17 protein-coding genes are annotated in these 23,127 nt (G+C 64.2%); 7 read left to right on the top strand and 10 right to left on the bottom strand.

From position 1 onward, the window contains the following. Positions 1-39 precede the first annotated feature (39 nt). The 4 genes from F8S13_19815 to F8S13_19830 all read left to right on the top strand — a co-directional run bounded on the left by F8S13_19815 (position 40) and on the right by F8S13_19830 (position 4,459). Positions 40-906, top strand: a complete 867-nt coding sequence (locus F8S13_19815) for a hypothetical protein (protein KAB8141345.1) — start codon at positions 40-42, stop codon at positions 904-906. Between the two features lie 142 nt (positions 907-1,048). Further along, complete coding sequence (locus tag F8S13_19820) at positions 1,049-2,431, top strand: SLC45 family MFS transporter (GenBank protein ID KAB8141346.1); 1,383 nt, start codon at positions 1,049-1,051, stop codon at positions 2,429-2,431. Positions 2,432-2,439: 8 nt separating this feature from the next. Beyond that, positions 2,440-3,225, top strand: coding sequence for a tryptophan synthase subunit alpha (locus F8S13_19825; GenBank protein ID KAB8141347.1), 786 nt, complete (start codon positions 2,440-2,442; stop codon positions 3,223-3,225). A 151-nt stretch (positions 3,226-3,376) separates the two neighbouring features. Then, on the top strand, positions 3,377-4,459 hold the full coding sequence (locus F8S13_19830) for a methyltransferase domain-containing protein (protein ID KAB8141348.1): 1,083 nt from the start codon (positions 3,377-3,379) through the stop codon (positions 4,457-4,459). Between the two features lie 131 nt (positions 4,460-4,590). Here the strand turns inward: F8S13_19830 and F8S13_19835 are convergent, their stop codons facing one another. From F8S13_19835 to F8S13_19860, 6 genes are all read right to left on the bottom strand, one after another. Beyond that, positions 4,591-7,122: a hypothetical protein gene (locus F8S13_19835; GenBank protein ID KAB8141349.1), complete on the bottom strand. Its 2,532-nt coding sequence runs from the start codon at positions 7,120-7,122 to the stop codon at positions 4,591-4,593. A 338-nt stretch (positions 7,123-7,460) separates the two neighbouring features. Next, complete coding sequence (locus F8S13_19840) at positions 7,461-8,195, bottom strand: hypothetical protein (protein KAB8141350.1); 735 nt, start codon at positions 8,193-8,195, stop codon at positions 7,461-7,463. A 72-nt stretch (positions 8,196-8,267) separates the two neighbouring features. Next, a complete protein-coding gene (locus tag F8S13_19845; protein KAB8141351.1) occupies positions 8,268-9,194 on the bottom strand; it encodes an NADP-dependent oxidoreductase in 927 nt (308 codons plus the stop codon). A gap of 80 nt (positions 9,195-9,274) precedes the next feature. After that, positions 9,275-9,694 carry a MarR family transcriptional regulator gene (locus F8S13_19850; GenBank protein KAB8141352.1) on the bottom strand — a complete coding sequence of 140 codons (420 nt, stop codon included), beginning with the start codon at positions 9,692-9,694 and terminating at the stop codon, positions 9,275-9,277. Positions 9,695-9,772: 78 nt separating this feature from the next. Further along, entirely contained in the window at positions 9,773-11,188 is a 1,416-nt protein-coding gene (locus F8S13_19855; protein ID KAB8141353.1) for a cytochrome P450, read from the bottom strand. Further along, complete coding sequence (locus F8S13_19860; GenBank protein KAB8141354.1) at positions 11,181-11,759, bottom strand: hypothetical protein; 579 nt, start codon at positions 11,757-11,759, stop codon at positions 11,181-11,183. Before F8S13_19860 ends, F8S13_19855 begins: the two co-directional genes overlap by 8 nt. Before the next feature lie 483 nt (positions 11,760-12,242). On the opposite strand from F8S13_19860, the gene F8S13_19865 reads away from it, so the two are divergent. The 3 genes from F8S13_19865 to F8S13_19875 all read left to right on the top strand — a co-directional run bounded on the left by F8S13_19865 (position 12,243) and on the right by F8S13_19875 (position 16,204). Beyond that, positions 12,243-13,001 (top strand): TetR/AcrR family transcriptional regulator, encoded by a 759-nt coding sequence (locus F8S13_19865; GenBank protein KAB8141355.1) that lies wholly within the window; start codon positions 12,243-12,245, stop codon positions 12,999-13,001. 93 nt (positions 13,002-13,094) lie between these two features. Beyond that, positions 13,095-13,892, top strand: a complete 798-nt coding sequence (locus F8S13_19870; GenBank protein ID KAB8141356.1) for an SDR family oxidoreductase — start codon at positions 13,095-13,097, stop codon at positions 13,890-13,892. A gap of 146 nt (positions 13,893-14,038) precedes the next feature. Beyond that, entirely contained in the window at positions 14,039-16,204 is a 2,166-nt protein-coding gene (locus F8S13_19875) for a catalase (protein ID KAB8141357.1), read from the top strand. Between the two features lie 50 nt (positions 16,205-16,254). Here F8S13_19875 and F8S13_19880 read toward each other — a convergent pair whose 3' ends face one another. The 4 genes from F8S13_19880 to F8S13_19895 form a co-directional block, all read right to left on the bottom strand. Next, positions 16,255-17,700: a DNA-3-methyladenine glycosylase 2 family protein gene (locus F8S13_19880; GenBank protein KAB8141358.1), complete on the bottom strand. Its 1,446-nt coding sequence runs from the start codon at positions 17,698-17,700 to the stop codon at positions 16,255-16,257. Further along, positions 17,691-18,218, bottom strand: a complete 528-nt coding sequence (locus tag F8S13_19885) for a methylated-DNA--[protein]-cysteine S-methyltransferase (GenBank protein ID KAB8141359.1) — start codon at positions 18,216-18,218, stop codon at positions 17,691-17,693. The genes F8S13_19880 and F8S13_19885 overlap by 10 nt, the downstream gene beginning before the upstream one ends. A gap of 570 nt (positions 18,219-18,788) precedes the next feature. After that, complete coding sequence (locus F8S13_19890; protein ID KAB8141360.1) at positions 18,789-20,450, bottom strand: CapA family protein; 1,662 nt, start codon at positions 20,448-20,450, stop codon at positions 18,789-18,791. After that, on the bottom strand, positions 20,447-23,038 hold the full coding sequence (locus F8S13_19895) for a DUF3160 domain-containing protein (protein KAB8141361.1): 2,592 nt from the start codon (positions 23,036-23,038) through the stop codon (positions 20,447-20,449). Before F8S13_19895 ends, F8S13_19890 begins: the two co-directional genes overlap by 4 nt. Positions 23,039-23,127 lie beyond the last annotated feature (89 nt).

A 23,127-nucleotide genomic window follows, 5' to 3' on the forward strand; every position in this document is an offset into this window, starting at 1 on the left:
GTTCCGATCCAGCCCGCGACAACCTACCGAGCAACCTGCATGTACAACGCACAGATCCGCAGCCTGCTGCACCGCGTCCTCATCCAGATCAGCATCGGCACCGCAGCGCTTGCGGCCATCGGCGTGCTGGCCCTGGCGCAGGGCCACACGCGCTCCTGGGATTTCCCGCTGGCATGCGGCATCGAGGCGCTGGCCTTCGCCGGGGCCGCCGCGTGCATCCAGCGGCGCTGGATGGCTGGCGCGGGGGTGGCGCTGGCGGCACAGGCGCTGGTGTGCGCCGCTATGGCCACGCGCTACCCCCAGCTGGCGGCGGCGCTGGCGGTGCGGCAGTCGGTGGGGGCGTGCCTGATGCTTGCGCTCATCCCGCGCAGGCTGTTTGCGGCCATGTGCGGGCTGTCGCTGCTGAGCGTGGCCTGCAGCATCATCCGCCCCGCGATCGCTATCCCGCCCGCGCCGCTGGGGCCGTGGCTCATGCCGATGAGCATGGCGGTCACCATGCTGACGCTCGGCGCGGTGGTCTGGGCGGGCAAGCAGATCATCGGCATCGAGCGCGCCACCCGCGTGCAGCTCGCCCAGAGCCTGGCCCAGCTGCACGATGCCCAGACCCAGCTGCTGCGGGCTGCGCAGGACAAGGCCGCCATCGATACCGCGATCGCGGCCACCCACGACCTCGCCCAGCCGCTGACCGTCATCCTCAGCGAGGCGGGCATGCTGCGGGCCTTCCCGCAGACCGCCGCCGAGCAGGCCCAGTCGATCTCTGCGATCGAGCGCGCGGCCATCCAGGCATCCCAGAAGCTCCACCGCATCCGCGAGGTGCGGCACTATGTGCCCACCGAGTACCTAAACGATATCACGATGCTGAATCTGGAATCGGATCAGGCCTACGATCCGCAGATCCGCATATAGCGACGCCCCAGCGGCAGGAACATACAGCGGCGTACCGAGCAGCACAGCAAGCAACAGGAAGGCACAGTCAGGCGGCGCGCTGGGCATATTGACATGGGTTCTGCGGCAGACTATTGTAGCCATAGCCGCCGTACGCCAAACGATGCCATCATTTTTCGCCAGAGCGCCCCGCGCGCTTGGCAAGGGAGCTTGTGCTATGCGCGACATCTCCGCCCAGGCCGCCGACACGCGCCGCCCGCTCACCACGGCCCAGCAGATCGTGCTGAGCGTCTACTGGCTGGCCACCAGCGCCCACTGGTCGGCCATCCTGATCACGCTGCTGCCCCTCCAGGCCGAGGCGATCGGCGGGGCCGAGTTCAAGGGCCGCACGCTGGGCAGCATCCTGCTGTTCGGCGCGCTGGTGTCGATGGTGGTCGCGCCCTTCTTCGGGGCCTGGAGCGACAGCGTGCGCACGCGCTGGGGGCGGCGCAAGCCCTTCCTCGTCGTTGGGACGATCTGCAACGTGGCGGGGCTGCTGGTGATGGCCAACATCCACGCAGGGCCAGGCGCGCTGCCGATCTACATCGCCACCTTCATGTGGCTCCAGCTGTTCAACAACCTGGCCACCGCTCCCTACACCGCGCTGCTGCCCGACATCACCCCGCCCGAGCAGCGCGGCTCGGCCAGCGGCTGGATGGGCCTGATGAGCATGCTGGGCACCTTCGTGGGCGGCATCACCGGGCTGCTGCTGCCGGTGGTGGGCGGCGTGTCGGGCGCATACCTGATGCTGGCCGCGATCATGCTGGTGGCCATGCTGATCACGGTGCGCTTCGTGCACGAGCCGCCCGCGCCGCCCGCAGCGCCGTTCCGGTGGGGCGTGGCGCTGCGCGGCATGCTCGCGCCCTTCCGCTCGCGCGACTTCGGCTGGGTGTTCTTCACGCGCTTCCTGGTCATCCTGGGCACCTTCACCGTGCAGGAGTTCATCCAGTTTTTTATGCAGGATGTGGTGGGCGGCGGCAGCGCCGAGCACACCTACACCTTCTTCGGCATAGCGCTGGCTAGCACCGCCGCCGCCGCGACCTCGTTCTTCATTATCGCGCTGCTGGTGGGCGCGGTGGGCAGCTCGCTGGTGGCAGGCAAGCTCTCCGACCGCTACGGGCGCAAGATCATGGTCTACATCAGCGGCGGGCTGCAGGCGCTAGTGGTGCTGGTGTTCGCGCTCAGCGGGCGCTTCGAGGTGGTGGTGCTGCTGGGCGTGGTGTTCGGGGTGGGCTACGGAGCCTACCGCTCGGTCGACTGGGCGCTGATCACCGACGTGCTGCCCAACCAAGAGGAGTACGCCAAGGACATGGGTATGTGGCACATCGCCGACACCCTGCCGCAGATCCTGGCCACCCCGATCGCGGGCGCGCTGCTCGATGAGTTCCAGCGCGTCGGGCGCAGCAACGGCATGCCCACACTCGGGTATAATGTGATCTTTGCGATGGCCTTTGTCTACTTTCTGCTTGGGACTGCCCTTGTCCGCAATGTGCGCGGGGCAAGATGAGGTAAGCTGTGAGCACAATCGCAGACGTTTTTACCCGCTGCAAGGCGGAAAAGAAGCTCGCGCTGATGCCGTACCTGATGATCGGCTACCCCCAGCGCGAATCGACCCTGGAGCTCGCGCCCGCGCTTGAGTCCGCCGGGGCCGACATGTTCGAGCTGGGCGTGCCCTTCTCCGACCCGCTGGCCGACGGCGCGACCATCCAGCGCGCGGCAGAGCGCTCGCTCGCCAACGGCGTGCGGCTGCCCTACTGCCTAGAGACGGCCGCCACGCTGCGCCAGCGCGGCCTGAAGGCCCCGCTGGTGATGATGGGCTACTACAACCCCTTCCTGCAGTATGGCGTCGAGCGGCTGTGCGACAGCGCGGCCTCGGCGGGCGTCGACGGCCTGATCATCCCCGACCTGCCGCCCGAGGAGGCCGCCGAGGTGGGCGCGGCCTCGCGCGCGCGCGGGCTGGACCTGATCTGCTTCATGGCCCCCACCACCCCCGAGGAGCGCATGGAGCAGATCGGCAAGGTGGCCAGCGGCTTCATCTACTGCGTGGCGCTCACCGGCGTCACCGGCGCGCGCAAGGAGCTGTGGTCGGGCCTGCCCGACTTCCTGCACCGCGTGCGCCAGCACACCGACCTGCCGCTAGTGGTGGGCTTCGGCATCAGCACGCCCGAGCACATCCAGCAGGTAGGCGCCTACGCCGACGGCGCGATCGTGGCCAGCGCCCTGATCAACACGCTCGACCGCCTCGCGCCCGAGGCCCAGGTCGAGGGCGCGGCCCAGTTCGTGCGCTCGCTGCGCGGCTAGCCCGCCTAACTTGTTCCTACGTTCCAGCTTGGGGAGGCAGCGCGCCTCCCCAAGCCTGTCTCTGACGCTGCTCGCAAAAAACCAGCGCTATCATTTGCTTTGCATTGAAAAAGAGCCGAGACTCTTTCAAAATGAGGAGAGGAAAACAGACGTGAAAAAGCTGATCTATATTGCCCACACCCAAGTTGGATTCGAGGAGATCGTGGCCGAGCAGCTGCGCCAGGAGTACACCGGGCTAAAGGTGCTGGGCACCCGCTCGGTCTCCGATAAGAATGGCATGGTGCTCTTCCACTACGATGGCGCGATCCAGGATCTGTTCGACCTGCGCACGATCGAGGATCTGTTTGTGCAGGTGCTCAGCCAGGCCGGGCTGCCGCCAGTCTACGCCGGGCTACGCCTGCTCACCGATGGCGTGAAGGCCGCGCAGATGGAGGACGCCTTCACGCTCATCCGCTCGCTGCGGCCTGGCTTCGGCGGGCGCGGCGGCAAGACGCGTTTCCGCGTGATCGCGCGGCAGGCCAACCAGGCCAGCTACCGCCGCGTGGACGCCCAAGAGGCCGTGGAGAAGGGCATGAAGCAGCGCGAGGACCGCAAGTGGGAGCTGGCCGAGCAGAGCGCGATCGAGCTGTGGGTGACCATGCTCACCAACGAGGCCATCGTGGCGCTGCGCCTGAGCGACGAGAAGATGCGCCGCCACACCGAGAAGCGCGAGCACCTGCCCGCGTCGCTGCGGCCCTCGGCGGCGGCGGCGCTGGTCTGGCTCTCGCGCCCGCGCCCCACCGATGTGTTCCTCGACCCTATGTGCGGCGCGGGCACCATCCTGATCGAGCGCGGCGAGGCCGGGCGCTACAAGCAGCTCTACGGCGGCGACATCCGCGAGGAGGCCGTGGCGGCTACCCTAACAAACATCGGGCCGCGCTACAAGCCGATCAGCATCGAGGAGTGGGATGCGCGCAGCCTGCCGCTCGCCGACGAGTCGGTGAGCAATGTGGTGGTGAACCTGCCCTTCGGCCAGCAGATCGGCTCGTACGAGGAGAACCGCACGCTCTACCCCGCGTTCCTGCAGGAGATGAGCCGCGTGGTGCGGCCCGCCGGTCGCCTCGTGGCGCTCACCGGCGACATGCGCTCGTTCGAGACGGCGCTGCGCCGCAACACCAACTTCACGCTGCTGCGCCAGTTCTCGGTGATGGTGCTGGGGCGCGCGGCGGCGGCCTACCTGTTCGAGCGCAACTAGGCGCAGCGCCCGCCGCACCGCAGCAGACACGCATGCGGTGCGGCGGGTCGGCAAAATTATGATATCCAAGCCACAAGCAAATCCATGTTGGCTACAGTTAAGATTAGAACCACTATTCCAAGTTAAACCAACTAAGACTGATGTCCTTGATTCCGAACGCTCAACCATTGCTTATCATAATTCTTACTTAGCATCAACTCAATCTGCCTTAATAGAATACCATCATCTTTATTAAAGCAACCCTGACTGCGTTTAGCTTCTATCCGTCGATGAACTGCCCATAGAATTGTTAGAGCACTATATATAAGTATACGTACTGATTGTGGATTCTTCTTCTCTAATTTACCTACGGACTTATAAATATCACCACCATCGATTTTACTATCTGATTTATCGCCAGAACTCGTCATTATTCCACCATAAACATCGTAGCTTAAAATTTTCAACCCACCAAAACGAAACTTCTCATTCTCTTCCACCAAAAACAGCATATAACCAGAAACACTTATAAGGTCTTTTATATATTTATCATTATAATTACTTTCTTCTTTTTCATAATCATCAATATTAACCTTATACAGCATATCACATATGAAATCTGTATACTTCACAAGCTTCTCTGGAGAATCCCTATCTTTACTATGTATTATATTCATTTTCGGATGAATATAATATTTTATTATTTTTTCAATTGTATTTTTAACTTTCCCTGTTTTATTACCACTAATATACTTATTTAAATCTAATATAGATTTTCTACTTAGACCAATACAAATATCAACTAAATGCGTAAAAAGGCTGATCTCAAGAAAATCATTATCTTCTGAGAAAGCAGCCTGATCTTGAATATCACTTCCCTTACATACGCCTTCAGATCCTTTAGCTCTTATGCTATTTACTTGATGAACACCCTGATAAACAAAAATAGCACTATTATTTTCATGATGGCGGCCATCTGCTGTCATATCCAAATCTGATCCAGCATTAATAGTCAATACTACACCCACATGCACATCAGCTGAGGGATTTACAATCTTCTCATCGTAATCAATATTGATCTCCTCATAACCATGGGTCGCATCTTTCCAAAGTGCTATGTTTTTCCAGCCATCCTTATAACGTTTATCATTACCACGTTTTGTCATGCCCAATGCGCTTAACGACAGTACCGATGTACCAGGATCGTCAGCCATCACACTTGCATAGCGCCCAGACCAGCGAGCTTTGCTCTGCGGGCCATCAAGTAACAATGCTATCAACAGTGTGGGTCCTATCCCTCGTACCAGCTCCGACACGGGGTCAAGCCGAGCAAGGTCTTCACAGACCAGAGGGCAAAGCGTAAACCATTCATTTGCTGCAAGGACAGAAAGCCTCCGCATATAGAAATTGGTCGCCTCCCACCATAATTTTTTACTTGTTAGCACACTACCCAGCTTATATTGTAAAATCTGCTGTTGATTAAGACACCAACGATGGTGCTTATTCTGCATCATCCGATACCATTTACCAGCAAAAAACGTAGACATGTAAACCATATTATTAGAGAGCCTGCCAGTATCAATTTCATCAAGATTATCACCCGCATGGCCACAGATACCCGATATAACTATCGGCATCTTATCTCTATCTTGGTTTTTGGTAAGGAAACTTAAAAATGCATCTAGCTGTTTTTCTGTTAGGGCCTGCTCTGGCAAGACGACCATATGAATGCGGCCAATTGATTCTTCTGCATTTTTTATCAGATCATACGCAACATCAGGTTTGAATTCTTCTTTCGCGCCAATATATTGAAAGTATCTTGTGTTTTCATAACTATTCCTATCAGTAGCAAATGTACTAGCCCGAAAACGATCAGTATCAATCGTGAAAGGCCAGGGGATTATTAATATATTAACAATATTATCATCAATATTAACTAAAGGCATTGTTCTCCAGCGTATCTCTGCTTCTGTCTGGTGAGATGTCAGATGATGAGACACTGAGCGTAGAGTCATCCCTACAGTAGGGGTTCGTAGCTTTGGCAAGATAGATACAATATTTTTCGGAAGACGAGACAGTGTCCCATGCAAAGAAAGCAAGTTATTGGCAACAAATATAACCATCTTCGTTTTATGTCTTAAATCATGCTCCTTATTATCATCAGTGTGTTCTACTAATGGTATGCCAAATCCTCTACAGGTCTCATCAGCTATTGCATGTAGCTCTAATAAAACCTTTGCAACTTCCCAAGCATCATCTTGATTATAGCTATAGGCATTTTCATTTTTAGATTCAACATACTCATTCTCATCGAATAGATCCTTCTTTGTATCTGGACTAATAAGTGCTGATAGATGTCTCAATGTTACTCTTCCAGCGCTTTCTCGAAGCTTATTCTTAAGTTTTTCTAATTTCTCCATGTGTGAGTTTTCATTTACAATATTCTCAATCCATTCTTTCTTATAAGCTTCAAGATCTTTATCCCAAGTCTTGCTTTCAGGCCATGTTTTTGTTGGAGCTACCGCCAAGAGATAACTACCAGTGCGGCTAAAAATTAGCGATGTTAGAGCAAAAACATCCGGTGGCCAAGCAAACCAATCATCCAAATTCCATTTTGGATTTAGCTGGTTCATAAACTCAAAGACTGTCGGAGAATCACTTGCAATATTTTCAGAATCACTCATGATATGCCTCATTTCAAGTGTGCCTCTGCCATAAAACATGCAATATAAGCATATCACATATGTCAATCAAAAATATAATTTTACAGGTAAAATATATCACATACTAAATAAGATGTCTTGCTATATCAGCTGATATAGCAAGACATCTTATTTACCAACTTTCAGTATGGCGTTACCCAATATCATCAACAGTACTCCCGGAATATCTTGGTATGCCCCAAAACCGCGCAGAAGCTCTGCCCCGGCACCAGCGCCAGAGCCAGCCGCCGCAACAGGTGGGCCAGCACCACCCGCATCTGCAGCTGCGGCAAGCTACCTTGTTCGCGCTCAACTAGGCGCTAGGCATGCCCAGCGGCGCTCGCCCTTCGGCGTGCCTCGGCGATAAGCGCAGCGTTATCCTGCGCCAATGCGCCGCCGGGCAGGTCGAGCACATCCTCCAGGCCAATGCGGGTGCTGTAGCCGCGCGCCAGCGCCAGATCGAGCACCGGCCAGGCGGTAGCATCTTGGCCGTGCAGCAGGCGGGGCGTCCGATCGGCGGCATAGTCGAGCGCCGCCTCAATCTGCGCGATGGTCGCCATCGCGCCGTGGAGCGTCGGCTCGCCTGGCTCGATCAGCACCCGCAGGCATGCTCCGGCAAGCCCCCAGCGCACATAGGCCTCGGCGGCGGCGGCGCTGTCGATCCCGGCCTCTACCGCCACGCCCAGGTCCGCAAGCGCGGCGCACAGCTCGCCAGCGCCCGGCTCGGAGAAATTGACCGAGGCGAAATCGGGCAGCTCGCGCCACGAGGCCACCGCAGCACGGCGCGCCTCGACATCCGGCAGGATGCTGAACAGCGTGCTCACGCCCACAGGCACACCAGGGCAGGCGGCGTGCACCGCCAGCAGCGCCGCGCCCACATCCGCCGCCGCAAGCGACTGGTGCCCAGCGGCACCGCGCGGGTGCATGTGGATGGCCTGCGCGCCAGCGTCCACCGCAGCCCACGCCGCATCCGCAAGCTCGCGCGGGGAGAGCGGCAGCGCGGGGTGATCGCCTGGCGCGCGCGCGCCGTTCAGACAGACTTTGAGCAGCGGCATCGTATCCTCCTTCAGCAAAACCACGGGCCACCCCAAGGGTTGAGATCAACCCTTGGGGTGGCCCGCACATAGCTACACCACCTGCAGCACGATCCGGCCCCGACCATGCCCGCGCTGGCTCTGCGCATGGGCTTGGGCAGCCTCGCTCAGCGGGAAGACCGCCCCAACCAGCGTGCGCAGCTCGCCGCGCTCAAGCATCTGCGACCACGTGTCGAGCTGCTCGGCAGAGGCTCGCATCGAGAAGAACGATGCCTTCACGCCAAGCGACTCGGCCTGCGCACCGTCGGGCGGGTTCACGATGCTGACAAACCGCCCGCCCCGTTTTAGCGCCGCCATGGCGCTGGCGGCCGTCGCGCCGCCGACCGCGTCAAAGAGCAGATCAACATCTTCCACAGGAACGGCGGGGGTCTGCGTGTAGTCAATCACCGTGTCGGCACCCAGCGAGCGCACAAACTCGACATTGCTGGTGGATGTGGTCGCGAGCACCTGCGCGCCGCTGGCGTGGGCAAACTGCACCCCGAACATGCCGACGCCGCCCGACCCGCCCAGGATCAGCACCCGCTGGCCCGGCTGAAGGCCGCCCTCGTCAAAAAGCGCCTGCCAGGCGGTGCTCGCCCCGATAGGGATGGTCGCCGCCTCGACAAACGTGAGCGATGGCGGCTTGGGCGCAAGGGTGGTGGCGGGGGCCACGCAGTACTCGGCGTAGGCACCGGCGTTGGCCCGGCCAAACACCTCCTGCCCGACCGAGAAGCCAGCCACGCCCGGCCCGACGCGCTCCACCACGCCCGCCAGCTCCACGCCGGGCACCCACGGGAAGCTCACCGGCATCATGCGCTGCATCGCGCCCGAGCGGATCTTCCAGTCGATCGCGTTGACGCCCACCGCATGGACGCGCACCAGCACCTCGCCCTCGCCCGGCTCCGGCTGTGGGATCTGCTTCAGCTCAAGCACGCCGACATCACCATAGCCCTCTACCACAATCGCCTTCATGTCGCCCATCTTCTTCTCCTCTCGCCAAAGATATGTTTAGCAAATACTATGCCAGCATAGTATTTAGAACAAAAAAACACCTCGTCGTCCTACTCCTCGCCCAGATTCGCCACAGACTGCTGGAGCAGGCGGAGAAAAAGCACCTTCTCCACATCGCTCATGCCGCGCACGGTGCAGGCCGCCAGATCCTGCCACACCTGCTGGGCTGGGGCGTAGAGCGCGCGGCCCTCCTCGGTGAGGAACACCTGCAAAGCGCGGCGATCCTCGGGGTCGGGACGGCGCACCACCAGGCCAGCGCGCTCCATGCGCTGCAGCGACTTGCCGATAGTGGCTAGGCCCACCCTAAAGCGCGCCGCCAGCTGGGTGGCCGTCAGGCCATCCTCCTCGTGCAGCAGAAAGAGGATATGCTCTTGCGCAGCGTAGAGGCCGATCTTCTTGAGATTTTCCTCGCAGCGCTGCCGGTGAGAATGGGCAAGCATGATGATCTGATAGCTGATCTCGTCATTCATAGGCACCACGTGCGCTCAAAAATTACTATGCTGGCATAGTATCATGCGCTAGCACTTTAGTCAATAGGGCAAATTCACTCATCTTCGCGGGCGCACCGTCACCCGCAGGCCGTCCCAGGGCATCTTGGTGGGCACCGGCACCGCGCGGAAGCTCTGCCCTGGCACCAGCGCCAGATCCAGCCGCCGCAGCAGGTGGGCCAGCACCACCCGCATCTGCAGCTGCGCGAAGGCCAGCCCCACGCACACGCGCGGCCCGCCGCCGAAGCCGATCAGGTGGAAGGGGTGGCGGCCCTCCTCGCGCGGGGGCGCGAAGCGCTCGGGGTCGAAGCGCTCGGGTTCGCGCCACAGCTCGGGCATCATGTGGGTGAACACGCTGGAGTACATCACCGTCCAGCCCTTGGGGATGCGGTAGCCGCCATAGGCGAACTCCTCCACCACGCCACGAAAACCGCCGGGCGCAGGCGGGTGCAGGCGCTCGGCCTCGCGGAGCGCGCGGTCGAGGTAGGGCAGCTGGCGCAGCTGCTCGGCGCGCAGCGGGGCCTCGCCCAGCGTGGCGGCTAGCTCGGCGCGCAGCCCGGCCAGCTCGGCGGGGTGGCGCAGCAGCTCGTAGCAGGCCCACGTCAGCAGCGAGGTGATAGTGTCGTGCCCGGCCCACAGCAGCACCAGCAGCTCATCCACCAGCTCGGCATCGCTGAAGCCCTGGCCGTCGGCGTCGCGCGCGGCGATCAGCATGGACAGCATGCTGTCGTCGGGCCTGCGCCGCCGCTCGGTGATAATACCAGCCAGGGTGCGGCGCAGATCCTGTGCGGCCCCCCAGGCGCGGCCAAACGGCAGGAAGGGCAGCCGCCACGCAGGGAAGGCGAACAACCCCCGGCTGAACACGTGGAACTCGTGGGCGAAAGCGCGGGCCTGCGGGCCATCGGGCAGGCCCAGGATGGCCCCCGCCGCCACCGCGAAGCTCAGGTGCTTGAAGCCGTCGAACAGCCGGATCTCGCCCGCCCGCAGCCACACATCGGCGTGCGCCTCCACCAGCCGCTGCATCAGGCCCAGGTAGCGCGGCACCGCCGTGGCGTGCAGCGCGGGCATGATCATGCTGCGGTGGCGGCGGTGCTGCGCGCCGTCGATCAGCGACAGGCCGTCGCCGATCAGCGCGGTGAGCGTGCGACTCCAGCCATCGCGCGAGGAGAACAGGTGGGTGTGGCTGCCCAGGATGAAGCGGTTGGCCTCCGGCCCCAGCAGCACGGCGCACGGCCTGCCCAGCAGGTGGGTGCGGAACACCGGCCCGTAGCGGGCATGGCGCTCCTGCGCGAAACCCAGCGGGTCGAGCCACCAGTGGTTCATCTCGCCCACAACGGGCATGCCATCGCTGCCCGGCGGCAGCGGCAGATCTGCGACGGCCATAGCGTTTCTCCTACCTGCGCGACACCACAATAAAAAAACGGCTGCGCGGGCGATCTGGATCGCCCGCGCAGCCGCAGCGTGGCCGCTAGACATCGTGCGGGATGATCACCGGCATGATCCGGTCGTAGCGCACCGAAGACTGGATCGGCTCCAGCACACGCCAGGTGCCGGGCGTGCGCGGCAGGCACAGCACCTGCAGCCGCCCCTGGCGCAGCAGCCGCAGCGCCTCGTTGCCATCGGCCACCCAGATGCTGCCCACATAGGTGCGGCGCGGCGCGACCGCGATCGCGCAGTCGAGCAGCGCACCCTCGATATCGCCCGTGAGCGTACGATTGGGCCGCAGCTTGAGGATATGGGCGCGCAGCATCAGCCCGTTGCGCAGCAGGAAGATGTCGTCCCACACGCGCATGCCGATGCGGTAGGTGCCAAACAAGAACATACCCACCAGCAGCGTAAGCGGCAGCGCCACCAGCACCAGCGGCATGCGCATCACGGTCAGCACCAGCAGCGCCACCACGCTCAGCAGCAGCATGGGGTTGAGGAAGCGCTCGGGGCGCTCGAAGGTATACTCGCCAAACAGGTTCAGCAGTAGCACCGGCGAAAGCGGGCGCGGGGTAGATTGCTGCAGATAGGCTGCATCGACGTGTTCGCTAACCTGCTGCATACACGCTCCTAACAAGATAGAAAGACTGCGATTACGATGAATTGTAGTGTATGCGCTGTTTTCTGACAAGCGGCAAATTTCCCCGCTGCGGTGGGGCATATGTCCCATCGATATGCGGAAGATTGTTTACCACGAAGACGCGAAGACGCAAAGGGTACAAGAACCGTTTACCGCCAAGACGCCAAGACACCAAGGGCGAAAGCGGTTGACTGCCGATGATCTCGCATTGCCGACATTGGCTCCGATCCGATGCCCGCAATGCCGCGCCATTGGTGTAGGGGCGGGTCTCGTGCCCGCCCCATCGTGACCCGCCGCAGGCATCGCAATCCAACCGATGATCACGGCGCGTGGCGATGTTGATCCGCGACGGGGTTCATCGCATGCATCGCAGGGATGTTCGATGTATACGATAAACCCCGTCGCGGGCGGGCACAAGACCCGCCCCTACGTCCATGATTTGCATCGTGCGATCCTGCCTTGCCCATGGCCCACAGGCCGAAAAGCGCCGATTTTTCCCCTTCGTGCCTTGGCGTCTTCGTGGTTAAAAGTTCACCGCTGCGCTGTACGGGGTTGACAGCGCCCACATGTCGTGATACAGTGTTTTTCTTGAAAAACATTGTTATAGCGCTCTTCTTTATGACAACATACAGCGCAGTGCGCGACCACAACCAAGAGACCCTGCGGCAGGCCATCATCGCCGCCGCCACCAGGCTGCTCCAGCGCCACGGGGGCGAGGCCATCACCGTGCGGCGCGTCGCCCAGGAGATCGGCTGCTCCACCACGGTGATCTACAGCCTCTTCGGCAGCAAAGATAGCCTGGCCAACGCCCTGTTTCAGGAAGGCTGCCGCCTGCTGAACGCCACCATGGCCAGCGTATCGCTGGACAGCGAGCCGCGCCAGGTGCTGGCAAGGTTGGCCGATGCCTACTGGCAGTTTTCCCAACAGCACCCGCACTACTACACCATGATGTTTAGCGGGACACTGGCCGAGTTCAAACCCAACGATGAGAGCAAGCAGGAGATGGAAAACGCCATCGACATGCTGATCGCCCTGCTCGACCGCTACCGCCAGCAGGGCCTAGTGGCCGCAGGCGAGAGCTTCGTGCAGGCCAAGATGCTCTGGGCGGCGCTCCACGGCGTCATCCAGCTGGCCCTGGCCGGGCACCTGCACACCGAGCAGATCGCCAGGGCGATCTACGCACAGATGGTGAGCACCATGGTCGCCGCCATCGTTCTCCCATAGCAAACGACGCACGTCGCTACGGCGTGCGTTGCTTTTACCCAATAAATAACAGCGTTATCGAATAAGAACATCGCTACAAGAAGGAGCAGCACTATGTTCAGCTACAAAGGAAAGACCGCACTGATCACCGGGGCATCGTCGGGCATCGGCATGGCATTCGCCCACGAGCTGGCCAAGCGCGGCATGCACGTCATCCTGGCGGCGCGCAGCGAGGAAAAGCTGCGCGAGCTGGCCACCCAGCTGAGCGCCCAGCACAAGGTGCAGGCCATCGCCGTGCGCGCCGACCTGAGCGCCGAGCACGGCGCGGCCAGGCTGGCCGAGGAGCTAGAGCGCCGCGCGCTGGTAGTCGACCTGCTGGTGAACAACGCCGGGCTGGGCGGCTACGGCCCCTTCGCCAGCATCAGCGCCGAGCGCCAGCACGAGCAGGTGATGGTGAACATCGCCGCGCTGGTCGAGCTGACCCACGCGCTGATGCCGCAGCTGCTGGCCCGCCGGGGCGCGGTGATCAACGTCTCCTCCACCGCCTCGTTCCAGCCGGTGCCCTCCATGGCGGTCTACGCCGCCACCAAGGCCTTCGTCACCTCGTTCTCGGTGGCGCTGGCCGAGGAGTACCGCAGCGAGGGGCTGCAGGTGGTGGCGCTCTGCCCCGGTGCCACCGCGACCAACTTCTTCGCCGTGCTCGGCACCCGCGACGCCGCCGCTGGCGCGATGCGCACCACCCAGCAGGTGGTGGCCACCGGCCTGCGCGCCCTAGAGCGCGGGCAGAGCGTGGCGGTGGATGGCAGCCTCAACGCGCTGCTGGCGGCGCTCGCCAAGCGCTTCCCGCTGGGCATCGCAGCCAAGCTCGCCGCCAGGGCGGTGCACGCGCCGAGCACGATGAGCAAGGCATAGCCGCCGCTCGCACCCCAGCCCACACAGCGCGCTGCTGTGTGGGCTTTTTGCGCTGGCCACTATTCCACATGAAAGTCGGGTATGGTGTGGCACCGCTTATGCTACGTCGTGAGGCGTCTTCATCATACGCAAGAGAGGAAGTAGCGATGAGCGATGATGTGATAAAGCCCACGCAGAAGGACGCCGATCTCGCCGCCTTCACCAGCGCCGACGACCAGCCGATGACCACCAACCAGGGCCAGCCAGTAGGCGATGACCAGAACTCGCTGCGGGCCGGGCCGCGCGGCCCGACGCTGCTTGAGGACTACATCCTGCGCGAGAAGATCCAGCACTTCGACCACGAGCGCATCCCCGAGCGGGTGGTGCACGCGCGCGGCGCGGCGGCGCACGGCTACTTCGAGCTGAGCACATCGCTGGCGCAGTACACCACCGCCAGCGTGCTGACCCAGGTGGGCAAGCGCACGCCCGCCTTCGTGCGCTTCTCCACGGTGGCGGGATCGCGCGGCTCGGCGGACACCGCGCGCGATGTGCGCGGCTTCGCGGTGAAGCTCTACACCGACGAGGGCAACTGGGATCTTGTCGGCAATAACATCCCTGTATTCTTCATCCAGGATGCGATCAAGTTCCCCGACCTCGTCCACGCGGTCAAGCCCGAGCCGCATAACGAGATCCCCCAGGCGGCCTCGGCCCACGACACTTTCTACGACTTCATCTCGCTCACGCCCGAGTCGATGCACATGCTCATGTGGATCATGAGCGATCGCGCCATCCCGCGCAGCTACGCGATGATGGAGGGGTTCGGCGTGCACACCTTCCGCCTGATCAACGCGGCGGGCGACAGCACCTTTGTGAAGTTCCACTGGAAGCCTGTGCTGGGCGCGCACTCGCTGGTGTGGGATGAGGCCCAGATCATCGCGGGCAAAGACCCCGACTTCCACCGGCGCGACATGTGGGAGTCGATCGCGCAGGGCAGGCCGCTGGAGTGGCAGCTGGGCGTACAGCTTCTGGCCGATGGCGAGGAGGGCAAGCTCGACTTCGACATCCTCGACGCGACCAAGCTCTGGCCCGAGGATCTGTTCCCGGTGCAGATCGTGGGCAAGCTGGTGCTCAACCGCAACCCCGACAACTACTTCGCCGAGACCGAGCAGGTGGCCTTTATGACCACCAACATCGTCCCCGGCATCGACTTCAGCGACGACCCGCTGCTCCAGGGGCGGAACTTCTCGTACATGGACACGCAGCTGAGCCGACTGGGCAGCCCGAACTTCCCCGAGCTGCCGATCAACCGCCCGGTGGCGGCGGTCGCCAACAACCAGCGCGACGCCCACATGCGCACCACCATCAACAAGGGCCGGGTCTCCTACGCCCCCGCCTCGCTCGATGGCCACTCGCCCGACGAGGTGACGAACCAGCGCGGCTTCGCCAGCTACCCCGCGCCGGTGGGCGGGCCGAAGGTGCGGGTGCGCAGCGAGTCGTTTGGCGACCACTACGGGCAGGCGCGGCTGTTCTGGAACAGCATGACCCCGGTCGAGCGCGAGCATATCGTCAAGGCGCTGCAGTTTGAGCTGAGCAAGGTGGAGACCCGCGAGGTGCGCGTGCGCATGCTCGACCACCTGCACACGATCAACCCAACGCTCGGCGCGCAGGTGGCGCTGGCGCTGGGCGAGCGGCCTGCCAGCGGCGGCCCCCTGGCCCCGCCCGACGGCACCGCCGACTCCGCCGCCGAGATCGCGGCCCTGGCCAGCGCGACCTCGCCCACCAGCGCCTCGGGCGGGCTGCAGCACACCGGCGGGCTGAGCCTAGAGCAAGGCCAGCCCAGCGTGGCCAAGGGGCGCAGGGTCGCGATTCTGGCCGCTGGCGGCACAAGCGCCGCGCAGGTGCAGGCCATCCAGGCCGCCCTGAGCGCCGAGGGTGCGATCGGCGAGGTGGTGGGGCCGCACCTGGGGCCGCTGGGTGGCGAGGCGGGGGTGGAGGCGACCAAGACGCTGGCCAACACCTCCTCGGTGCTGTTTGATGCGGTGGCAGTGCCCGGCGGCGCACAGGGCATCGCCGCGCTGCGCAAGATGGGCGACGCACGCGCCTTTATCGACCAAGCCTTCAAGCACGGCAAACCGATCGCCGCCCTAGCAGAGGGCACGGATCTGTTCGCGGCCACCGAGACCGCCCGGCTGCTGCATGGCGAAAAAGACCTGAGCGGCTACGGCGTGTTTGTCGACCAAGGCGGGCAGCCCACCACGATCACATCGTTTGTGGCGGCGCTGGCCCAGCACCGCTTCCGCAACCGCAGCCAGGCTGATCAGATAGCCGCCTAGCTCTTTTCGCACCATCCAGGCGGGTGCTTTCCCGCCTGGATGCCACAGCCTCACCCCGCCGTACCCAGCCGCCGCCACAGATGGAAGGTCGCGAGGCTGCGGTAGGGCGCAAACCGCTCCATCAGCGCCAGCGTGGTCGCACGATCGGGGCGCTCGCCCAACGAAAAAAACGTGCGCAGCGCGGCCAGCAGCCCGGCGTCACCCACCGGCACGCAGTCGGCGAAGCCAAACGAGCGCATGAGCATATACTGGGCCGACCACGGCCCGATGCCGCGCGTGGCCAGCAGCGTGCGCTCGATCGCCGGGGCGCTGCGGCGGGCCAGCTGGGCCAGCGGCAGCCGCCCTTCGGCCACGACCTGGGCCACGCCCACCAGATAGGCAGCCTTGGAGCGCGAGAAGCTGAGCGGCGAGAGCGCGCCCGCGCCCAGCGCCGCCACGGCCTCGGGCGCGGGCGGGGCATACCTCCCGCCCACCAGCGGCTGTCCAGCCAATTCTGTCAGGCGGCTGCGCAGCGCATAGGCAAAAGGCAGATTGATCTGCTGGCCGATGATCGTCCAGACCAGCCCATCGAAGTGGTCGGCCACCAGCGGCATGCGCAGCCCGCGCTGGCCCTCGGTGAGCCGCGCCACCTCGGGCGAGCCTGCGGCCATGGCCTCGAAGCGCTGCGGGTCGCTCGCCAGCCCCAAGCCCAGAAACACGTGGGTGTGGATCTGGCGCATGGCCTCGGCATCGAGCGTGGCGGGCGCGATCAGCTCGCACTGGGCCACATGCTCGCCCAACGATACCCGCAGCAGCGCCGCCCCGCCGCCCGCCAGCCGCAGCGCGCTGGCCCACACATCCCCCTCCACCCGGTCGGTCAGGCTATGCGGATCGCGCCCCAGGTAGGCCAGCGCCTGCCGCGCCTGGAAGCCCTCGGGCAGCGCCAGCGCGAAGCCGCGCCCCTCGCGCAGCTGGCGATAGGCGCTGGGCGACATGGCCGTGTGGCGGCGGAAGTTCTCCTGAAAGGCCGAGAGGCTCTCGAAGCCCACATCGCCAGCGATGGCGATAATGGTCGCATCGGTTCCCAGCAGCGCCCTGCATGCGGCCTCGACCCGCGCGCGCGCCAGCATGTCGGCGGGCGTAGTGTGGTAGTAGGCTCGGAACAGCTCGAACAGCTTGGTCTGGCCCACGCCGCCAGCGATGGCCATTGTGGGCACATCGCGGAAGCTGGCGGGGTCGGCCCAGATCGCCTCGGCCAGCCGCTCGGCTAGGCGCTCCTCGGTATCCACGCCGTGGTAGAAGTCGTCGGGGCGGCACATCTTGCAGGCGCGGTAGCCCGCCGCCAGCGCCTGGTCGGGCGTGGCGTAGAACTCCACGTTCTCGGGGCGTGGCTTGCGCGCCGTGCAGCCGGGCAGGCAGTAGATGTGGGTGGTGCGCACCGCCGTGATAAAGCGCCCGTTGTAGCTGGCATCCGAGCGCAGCATGCGCTCGATCATATGGTCGCGGGTCAGCTCCATAGCTGCACCGCCTCGCCAGCCAGCGCGCCCTCGTGGCGCAGCAGCCAGCGCTTGCGCTCCAGCCCGCCCGCGTAGCCCGTCAGCGAGCCGTCGGCACCCACCACGCGGTGGCAGGGCAGCGCCAGGCTGATCGGGTTGAGGCTGTTGGCCAGGCCCACCGCCCTGGCCGCGCCGGGCAGGCCCAGCCGCGCCGCCAGCGCACCGTAGCTGCTGGTGCTGCCCGCCGCGATGCCGCGCAGCGCCAGCCAGACCCGCCGCTGGAACTCGGTGCCGCCCAGGGTGACGGGCATGGCATCCAGCGCGCCAAGCTCGCCCGCGAAGTAGCGCGCCACCATGGCCCCCAGGCCGCGCGCCGCCGCGCCGGACACCAGCGCGTGCGCGCCATAGCGCTGGGCCAGCAGCCGCTCGCGCCGCACCGTGTTGTCGGCAAAATCTATGTAGGCCGCAGCGCCGCTGTCGCACACTACCACCACATCGCCGATCGGCGTGGCGATCGTCTCAATCTCTAGCTCTCTCATCCCATCCTCCATCTGCTCGCTCGTGATAGGGGTAGTATAGCCATATCCGCACATGCGGGCTACCGCTTTTCTTCGCAGGTATTTTACAAACAAAACAGCAGCCGTAAGCTTTCGCTACGGCTGCTGTCCCTAAAGTATGGAGTAGCGGGTATCTACCGTGCAATCACCGGTAGAAAGACATGGTAGTCACTTATAGTCACCTCTGGGATAGAATCCGATGGGCGATCCTCATGATATGGAGCATCACTGCTTAGCGTAATATGCTGCTCGCTCTCAATCGAAACAGCCCGCGACCGCTGCCCGTTGCTAAGAACGCTGATTCGCACCGAGTAAACACCCTCAGGATCATTTGGCCCTGTAAGGGTGATTCTTCTTATCCGGTGGGTGGATGCCCTGCGCGGGCGGCACCGAGGGGCCAGCCCTAGGAACCCCGCAAGGGGGCATTGCCTCTTGGAACCCCCAATTTTGAGCATTCCCCTGCTGCTCGGCGGCACCTTCACCGCATGAAAAAAGTGGGATGGCATGCCACAATCATGGGTTGAGATACATTGCTCTCTCAGCGATCTTTTCCTAGCGCGCTAGAGGCGGGCTCGCACCTGCCAAGATCTCCAGCGCGCCGTCGCTGTCGGCGTCGCGCAGGTCGATGGCCCGGTAGTGGCCGGACGGCGAGCGCCACGCCACCCCCAGCATCCAGTGGTCCCAGCGCAGCACGCTGATGCGCTGGCCTAGGTCGCCGGGACGCTCGCCGCCCTCCAGCAGCACCACCTCGTCATCCCCATCGCCGTCGATATCGCCCACGCGAACATCCTGCAGCCCCATGGGCGTGGGCGAGCCGCCCCAGATCACACGGAACGCGCCGCCACGGTAGCCCACGAGGAAGGGGTGCGAGCGCAGCACGCCCTGCGCGTCCGGCTTCCAGAGCGCCAGCAGCAGGTCGGCCCTGCCGTCGCCGTCGGCGTCGCCGCTGGCGATGCGGCGCACCTGCCACGCGGGCGACTCGTTCTGCCAGAGCAGCTTTGACGTGCGCGATGCGTTCGCGCGCACCTGCACGATGCCCCGGCTGTCGAGCGTGACCCAGAGCGGGTGTCCGTCGCCGCGCAGGTCGGCGGAGAAGGCGGTGGGCGCGGGGCGCAGGCCCTCATCCGTAGGCGTGGATATCGGCGTAGCAGTGCCCTTTTCCCAGCGCCATGCTGCCGTGGCCCGCGCCTCGGCTGGGCGCAGCTCGGCCAGTGCCTCGGCGGCGCTGGCCGAGCCTGCGGGCGCTGCGGCCACCTGCCCACGCCGGATGGCCACCGGCGCGGCCTCCAGCGCCGCGACCCCGCGCGCGTCGAGCCGCACCCGCAGCACCGCGCTGCGGCTGGTGTCGGCGCGGCCATCCTGGTCGAATATGAAGTTGCCAAGCGAGAACGCGACCACGCCGCGCCGCCCGCCCGCGTCCAGCAACTCCACGGGCTGGAGCACGTGCGGGTGCGCGCCCAGCACCACGTCGGCTCCGGCGGCCACCAGCCGCGCCGCCCAGTCGCGCTGGGCGGGCGATGGCGCGTGCTGGTACTCCTCGCCCCAGTGGACGAGCACCACCACGTGGTCGGCGCGGCGGGCGGCGGCGCGCACGTGGGCGATGGCGTTGTCATCCAGCCAGGCGCGGCCCCAGCCCTCGGCCTCGTCGGGCTGGTCGGCGGGGTCGCGCACCTGGTTGTAGGCCAGCAGCGCCACGCGCTGGCCCGCCGCCGTGAGCATGCGGGCGGTGCTAGCAGCCTGCGCGCCATTGCCCGCACCCAGCGGCGCGATGCCCTGGGCCTCTAGGGTTTGGGCCGCATCGCGCAGCCCGGCTGGCCCGGCGTCGAGCGCGTGGTTGTTGGCCAGCGACAGCGCATGGAAGCCCGCCGCGCGCAGGGCCGGGGCGAATGCGGGCGTCGCGGGCAGGCGGTAGGGGCCGCTGCGCACGGCGGCGCGCTCGGTGAGCGGGCTTTCTAGGTTGCCCAGCGCCAGATCGCCCGCCAGCAGCGGCCTGGCCAGCGCGAGCGCGTAGCCGTAGCCCTGCTGCTGGGCCGCTTTCGCCACGCCGCGCCCCAGCATCACATCGCCCACGGCCCGGATGTCGAGCGCGGGGCCGCCATCCCAGCCCTGGCGGGTGTAGAGCGGCTGCCAGGCCACGGCGGGCGCGGCGCTGCCGGGCCTGGGCGCGAGGCCCGCCAGCAGCGCCAGCGCGATCAGGAGTCGCCGCACGCTCATGGCTTCTGCAGCGGTGGCAGATCGGCCTTAGTCACGATCTTGGTGATGATCCAGCTATCGCCCTGCTTCTCCATCGTGTAGGTCACATCCGAGTCGTAGGCGTCGCGCACGCCGATGGGCTTGGGCAGGCTGCCCTCGTCGGGCGGCAGGTCGGAGACCGAGCCGGGGTAGAGCTTCTCCGACCAGCGCTCGCGGGTGGCCACCGTGGCGTGGCTGGCGTCCTGCATGTCGAAGGAGCGGAAATCGATGCTGTGGCGCTTCATGCCCAGGAAGGTCTTATCATCCACCAGCCCCTGGATGAAGGCCTTGGTGTCGGCCAGCTCATCCGGCCCCAGGTAGCTCTCCACCTGGCTGGCGTTGGTGTTCCAGAAGGCGTTGACCAGCGCGGTGTTGAAGTTCAGGATGGTGTCCGAGAGCTGCTGGTCGGCGGTCTGCGCCACCAGAAAACTCGCTGTCCAGTCGGCCAGCGGGGGCACGTCGCCCGCCTCTAGGCGCTTCTTCCAGGCCTCGTCGGTCAGGCGCTCGCCCAGCGGCTGCTCGAACTCGTAGTGCGAGAATACGCCGCCCTGGGCCAGCACCAGTTTGCCCTCCACTGGTACGGCCACGTAGATGTTGAACACGCGGCCCACGCCCTCCTCCAGCACGCTGCCGCCGGGGTTGGTGGCCACGTCGGCCACGGTGGCCACCTCGGGCGGGATCTCGCTCGACCCGTTCTCCTGCGGGCCAACGTAGGCGTTCTCGTCGTCGTGGGCGCTCAGGGTCAGCGCCTCGATCTCCACGCCGTACCTGCGGATGAACTGATACTCGTCCTCGGTGGGCGTCACGCCGGTCAGCTCTTTTTCGGCGATGCTCTTGAGCGTGGCGACCACGCGCTGCATGTTCTCCAGCAGGGTGCGCCCATCGTCATCCAGCAGGCCGCGCGAGTCAAGCCCCTCCTTCAGCATGGTGGTCATCGCGCCGATGCGGGCGTACAGCTCGGGCACCGGCTCAACATAGCCCTTGGGCAGGTCGGGCGAGGGCGGCGGCAGCCACGCGCCCTCGGCGTAGGCCTGCTTGCTGTAGAGGATGGTGTCGCGCTTCAGCTGGCTCCACGAGGCGATGGCGGCGTTCAGCTGCTTGTCCTGCCAGGCCTGCGAGCGCATGAAGAAGGGCATCTCGTCGCCGGGCTTTTCCAGCATGGGTCGCAGGCTGTAGATCCACGACCAGTAGAGGTTCTGGGTCCAGGTGTCCTGGTTATAGCCCTGGAAGGTGCTCTGGAGCTTGGCGATCTGGTCTTGGTAGCCCGGCATGGCGCTGTCGCCCGCGCTGGCCAGGTGCTGGCTGGCGCGCTCGGAGCCGATGGCGGCGAACAGATCCAGCGCCTTGGGCAGCGAGCGCCCCTCGACGTGGGGCGCGATCAGCTGGTCGAAGACGTAGGCGTCGGGCACTAGGCGCTGGCCCATGAAGCGCAGCCCCGCACCCTGGCTAGTGTTTACCTGGGGCGGGTGCAGCGCGGCGGCCTGATCGCGCAGCTGCGCGAGCTTTGCGGTGTCGAGCAGCGCGCTAGGTGCGGCTCCTGCGCCAAAGGTTTTCTCTAGCAGGTCGATGTACTCGGGGGGCGTCAGGTCGTCGCTCTTGCCCACGAAGAAGACCGTCGGCTCGTAGATGCCGCTCCACACATCGGCGGCCTGGTAGGAGCCGATGGTGGTGTCGCGCATGGCCATGGCCAGCAGCGCGGCCTGCTGGCTCGCGGTGTCGCTGGATGTGCTCATGGCCATGCGCCCGTGCCACATCATGGCGGTGAAGTAGCGCGCGAGCTTCTCGCTGGCGGTGTAGTGGCCGCGCGGCACGTACTGGCTCCAGTCCTCGCCGTTGGGCAGATCGGGGAAGATCGCCGAGGGCGCGAAGCCGCTGTGCGCGGCGATCTGGTCGAGGTCGGGCTGGGCCAGGTCGCGCAGGGCCTCGGGGATGCTCCACTCGGGCTGGAGCAGGTGCACGGCCACGGCGAAGTAGGCGGCGTTGCGGCGGGCGGGCTGCTCCAGCGGGGTGCCGCGCAGCTGCTCGTACTGCTGGGTGGATGCGCGCATCAGCTCCCAGTCGAGGCGGGTGAGCATATCGGCTAGATACTGCGACTCGGTGGTGCGCAGCATCTTGTCGAACATCAGATGGTAGACGTGCAGGATGGAGTCGGATGTGACGAAGGCGGGCGCGTAGCTGTAGCGGGCGCGCTCGTAGACCTCGTAGAACTCTTTGGTGTCGGCGGGGCTGATGGTGAAGCCCTGGAGTGCGACCATGGAGCGCTGCTCGGGGGTGAGCAGGGCGGTGACGGCCACATTGCTCAGGTCGGGCGCGGGGCTGAGCGCGGGCAGCGCCGCGGCCTTGGCCACCGCAGCCACCTGGAAGAGGGCGAAGTGGCCCGATGTGGCCTTGAAGCTCGCGGGTATGGCCGCATCCACCGGCGCGATGCTGAGCCTGCCTGCGGGCGCCGCTAGCGTGGTGGGCGCGGCGCTGGCGCTTGGGGTAGCGGTGGGCGGCGTGGCGGCAGACTGCATCTGGCACGCGGCCAGCAGCACGACGCCAAGCAGATACAGAGGTGCGCGTCGTCGCATAGGAAGAGCCTTTCCTCTACAAAGCAAATGAGGTGATCCATAGAGGAAAAACGATAGTTTATTTTTAGTTGGGGTGGCTGTCTCTCAAG

Source organism: Chloroflexia bacterium SDU3-3 (genome assembly GCA_009268125.1).
GTDB lineage: Bacteria > Chloroflexota > Chloroflexia > Chloroflexales > Roseiflexaceae > SDU3-3.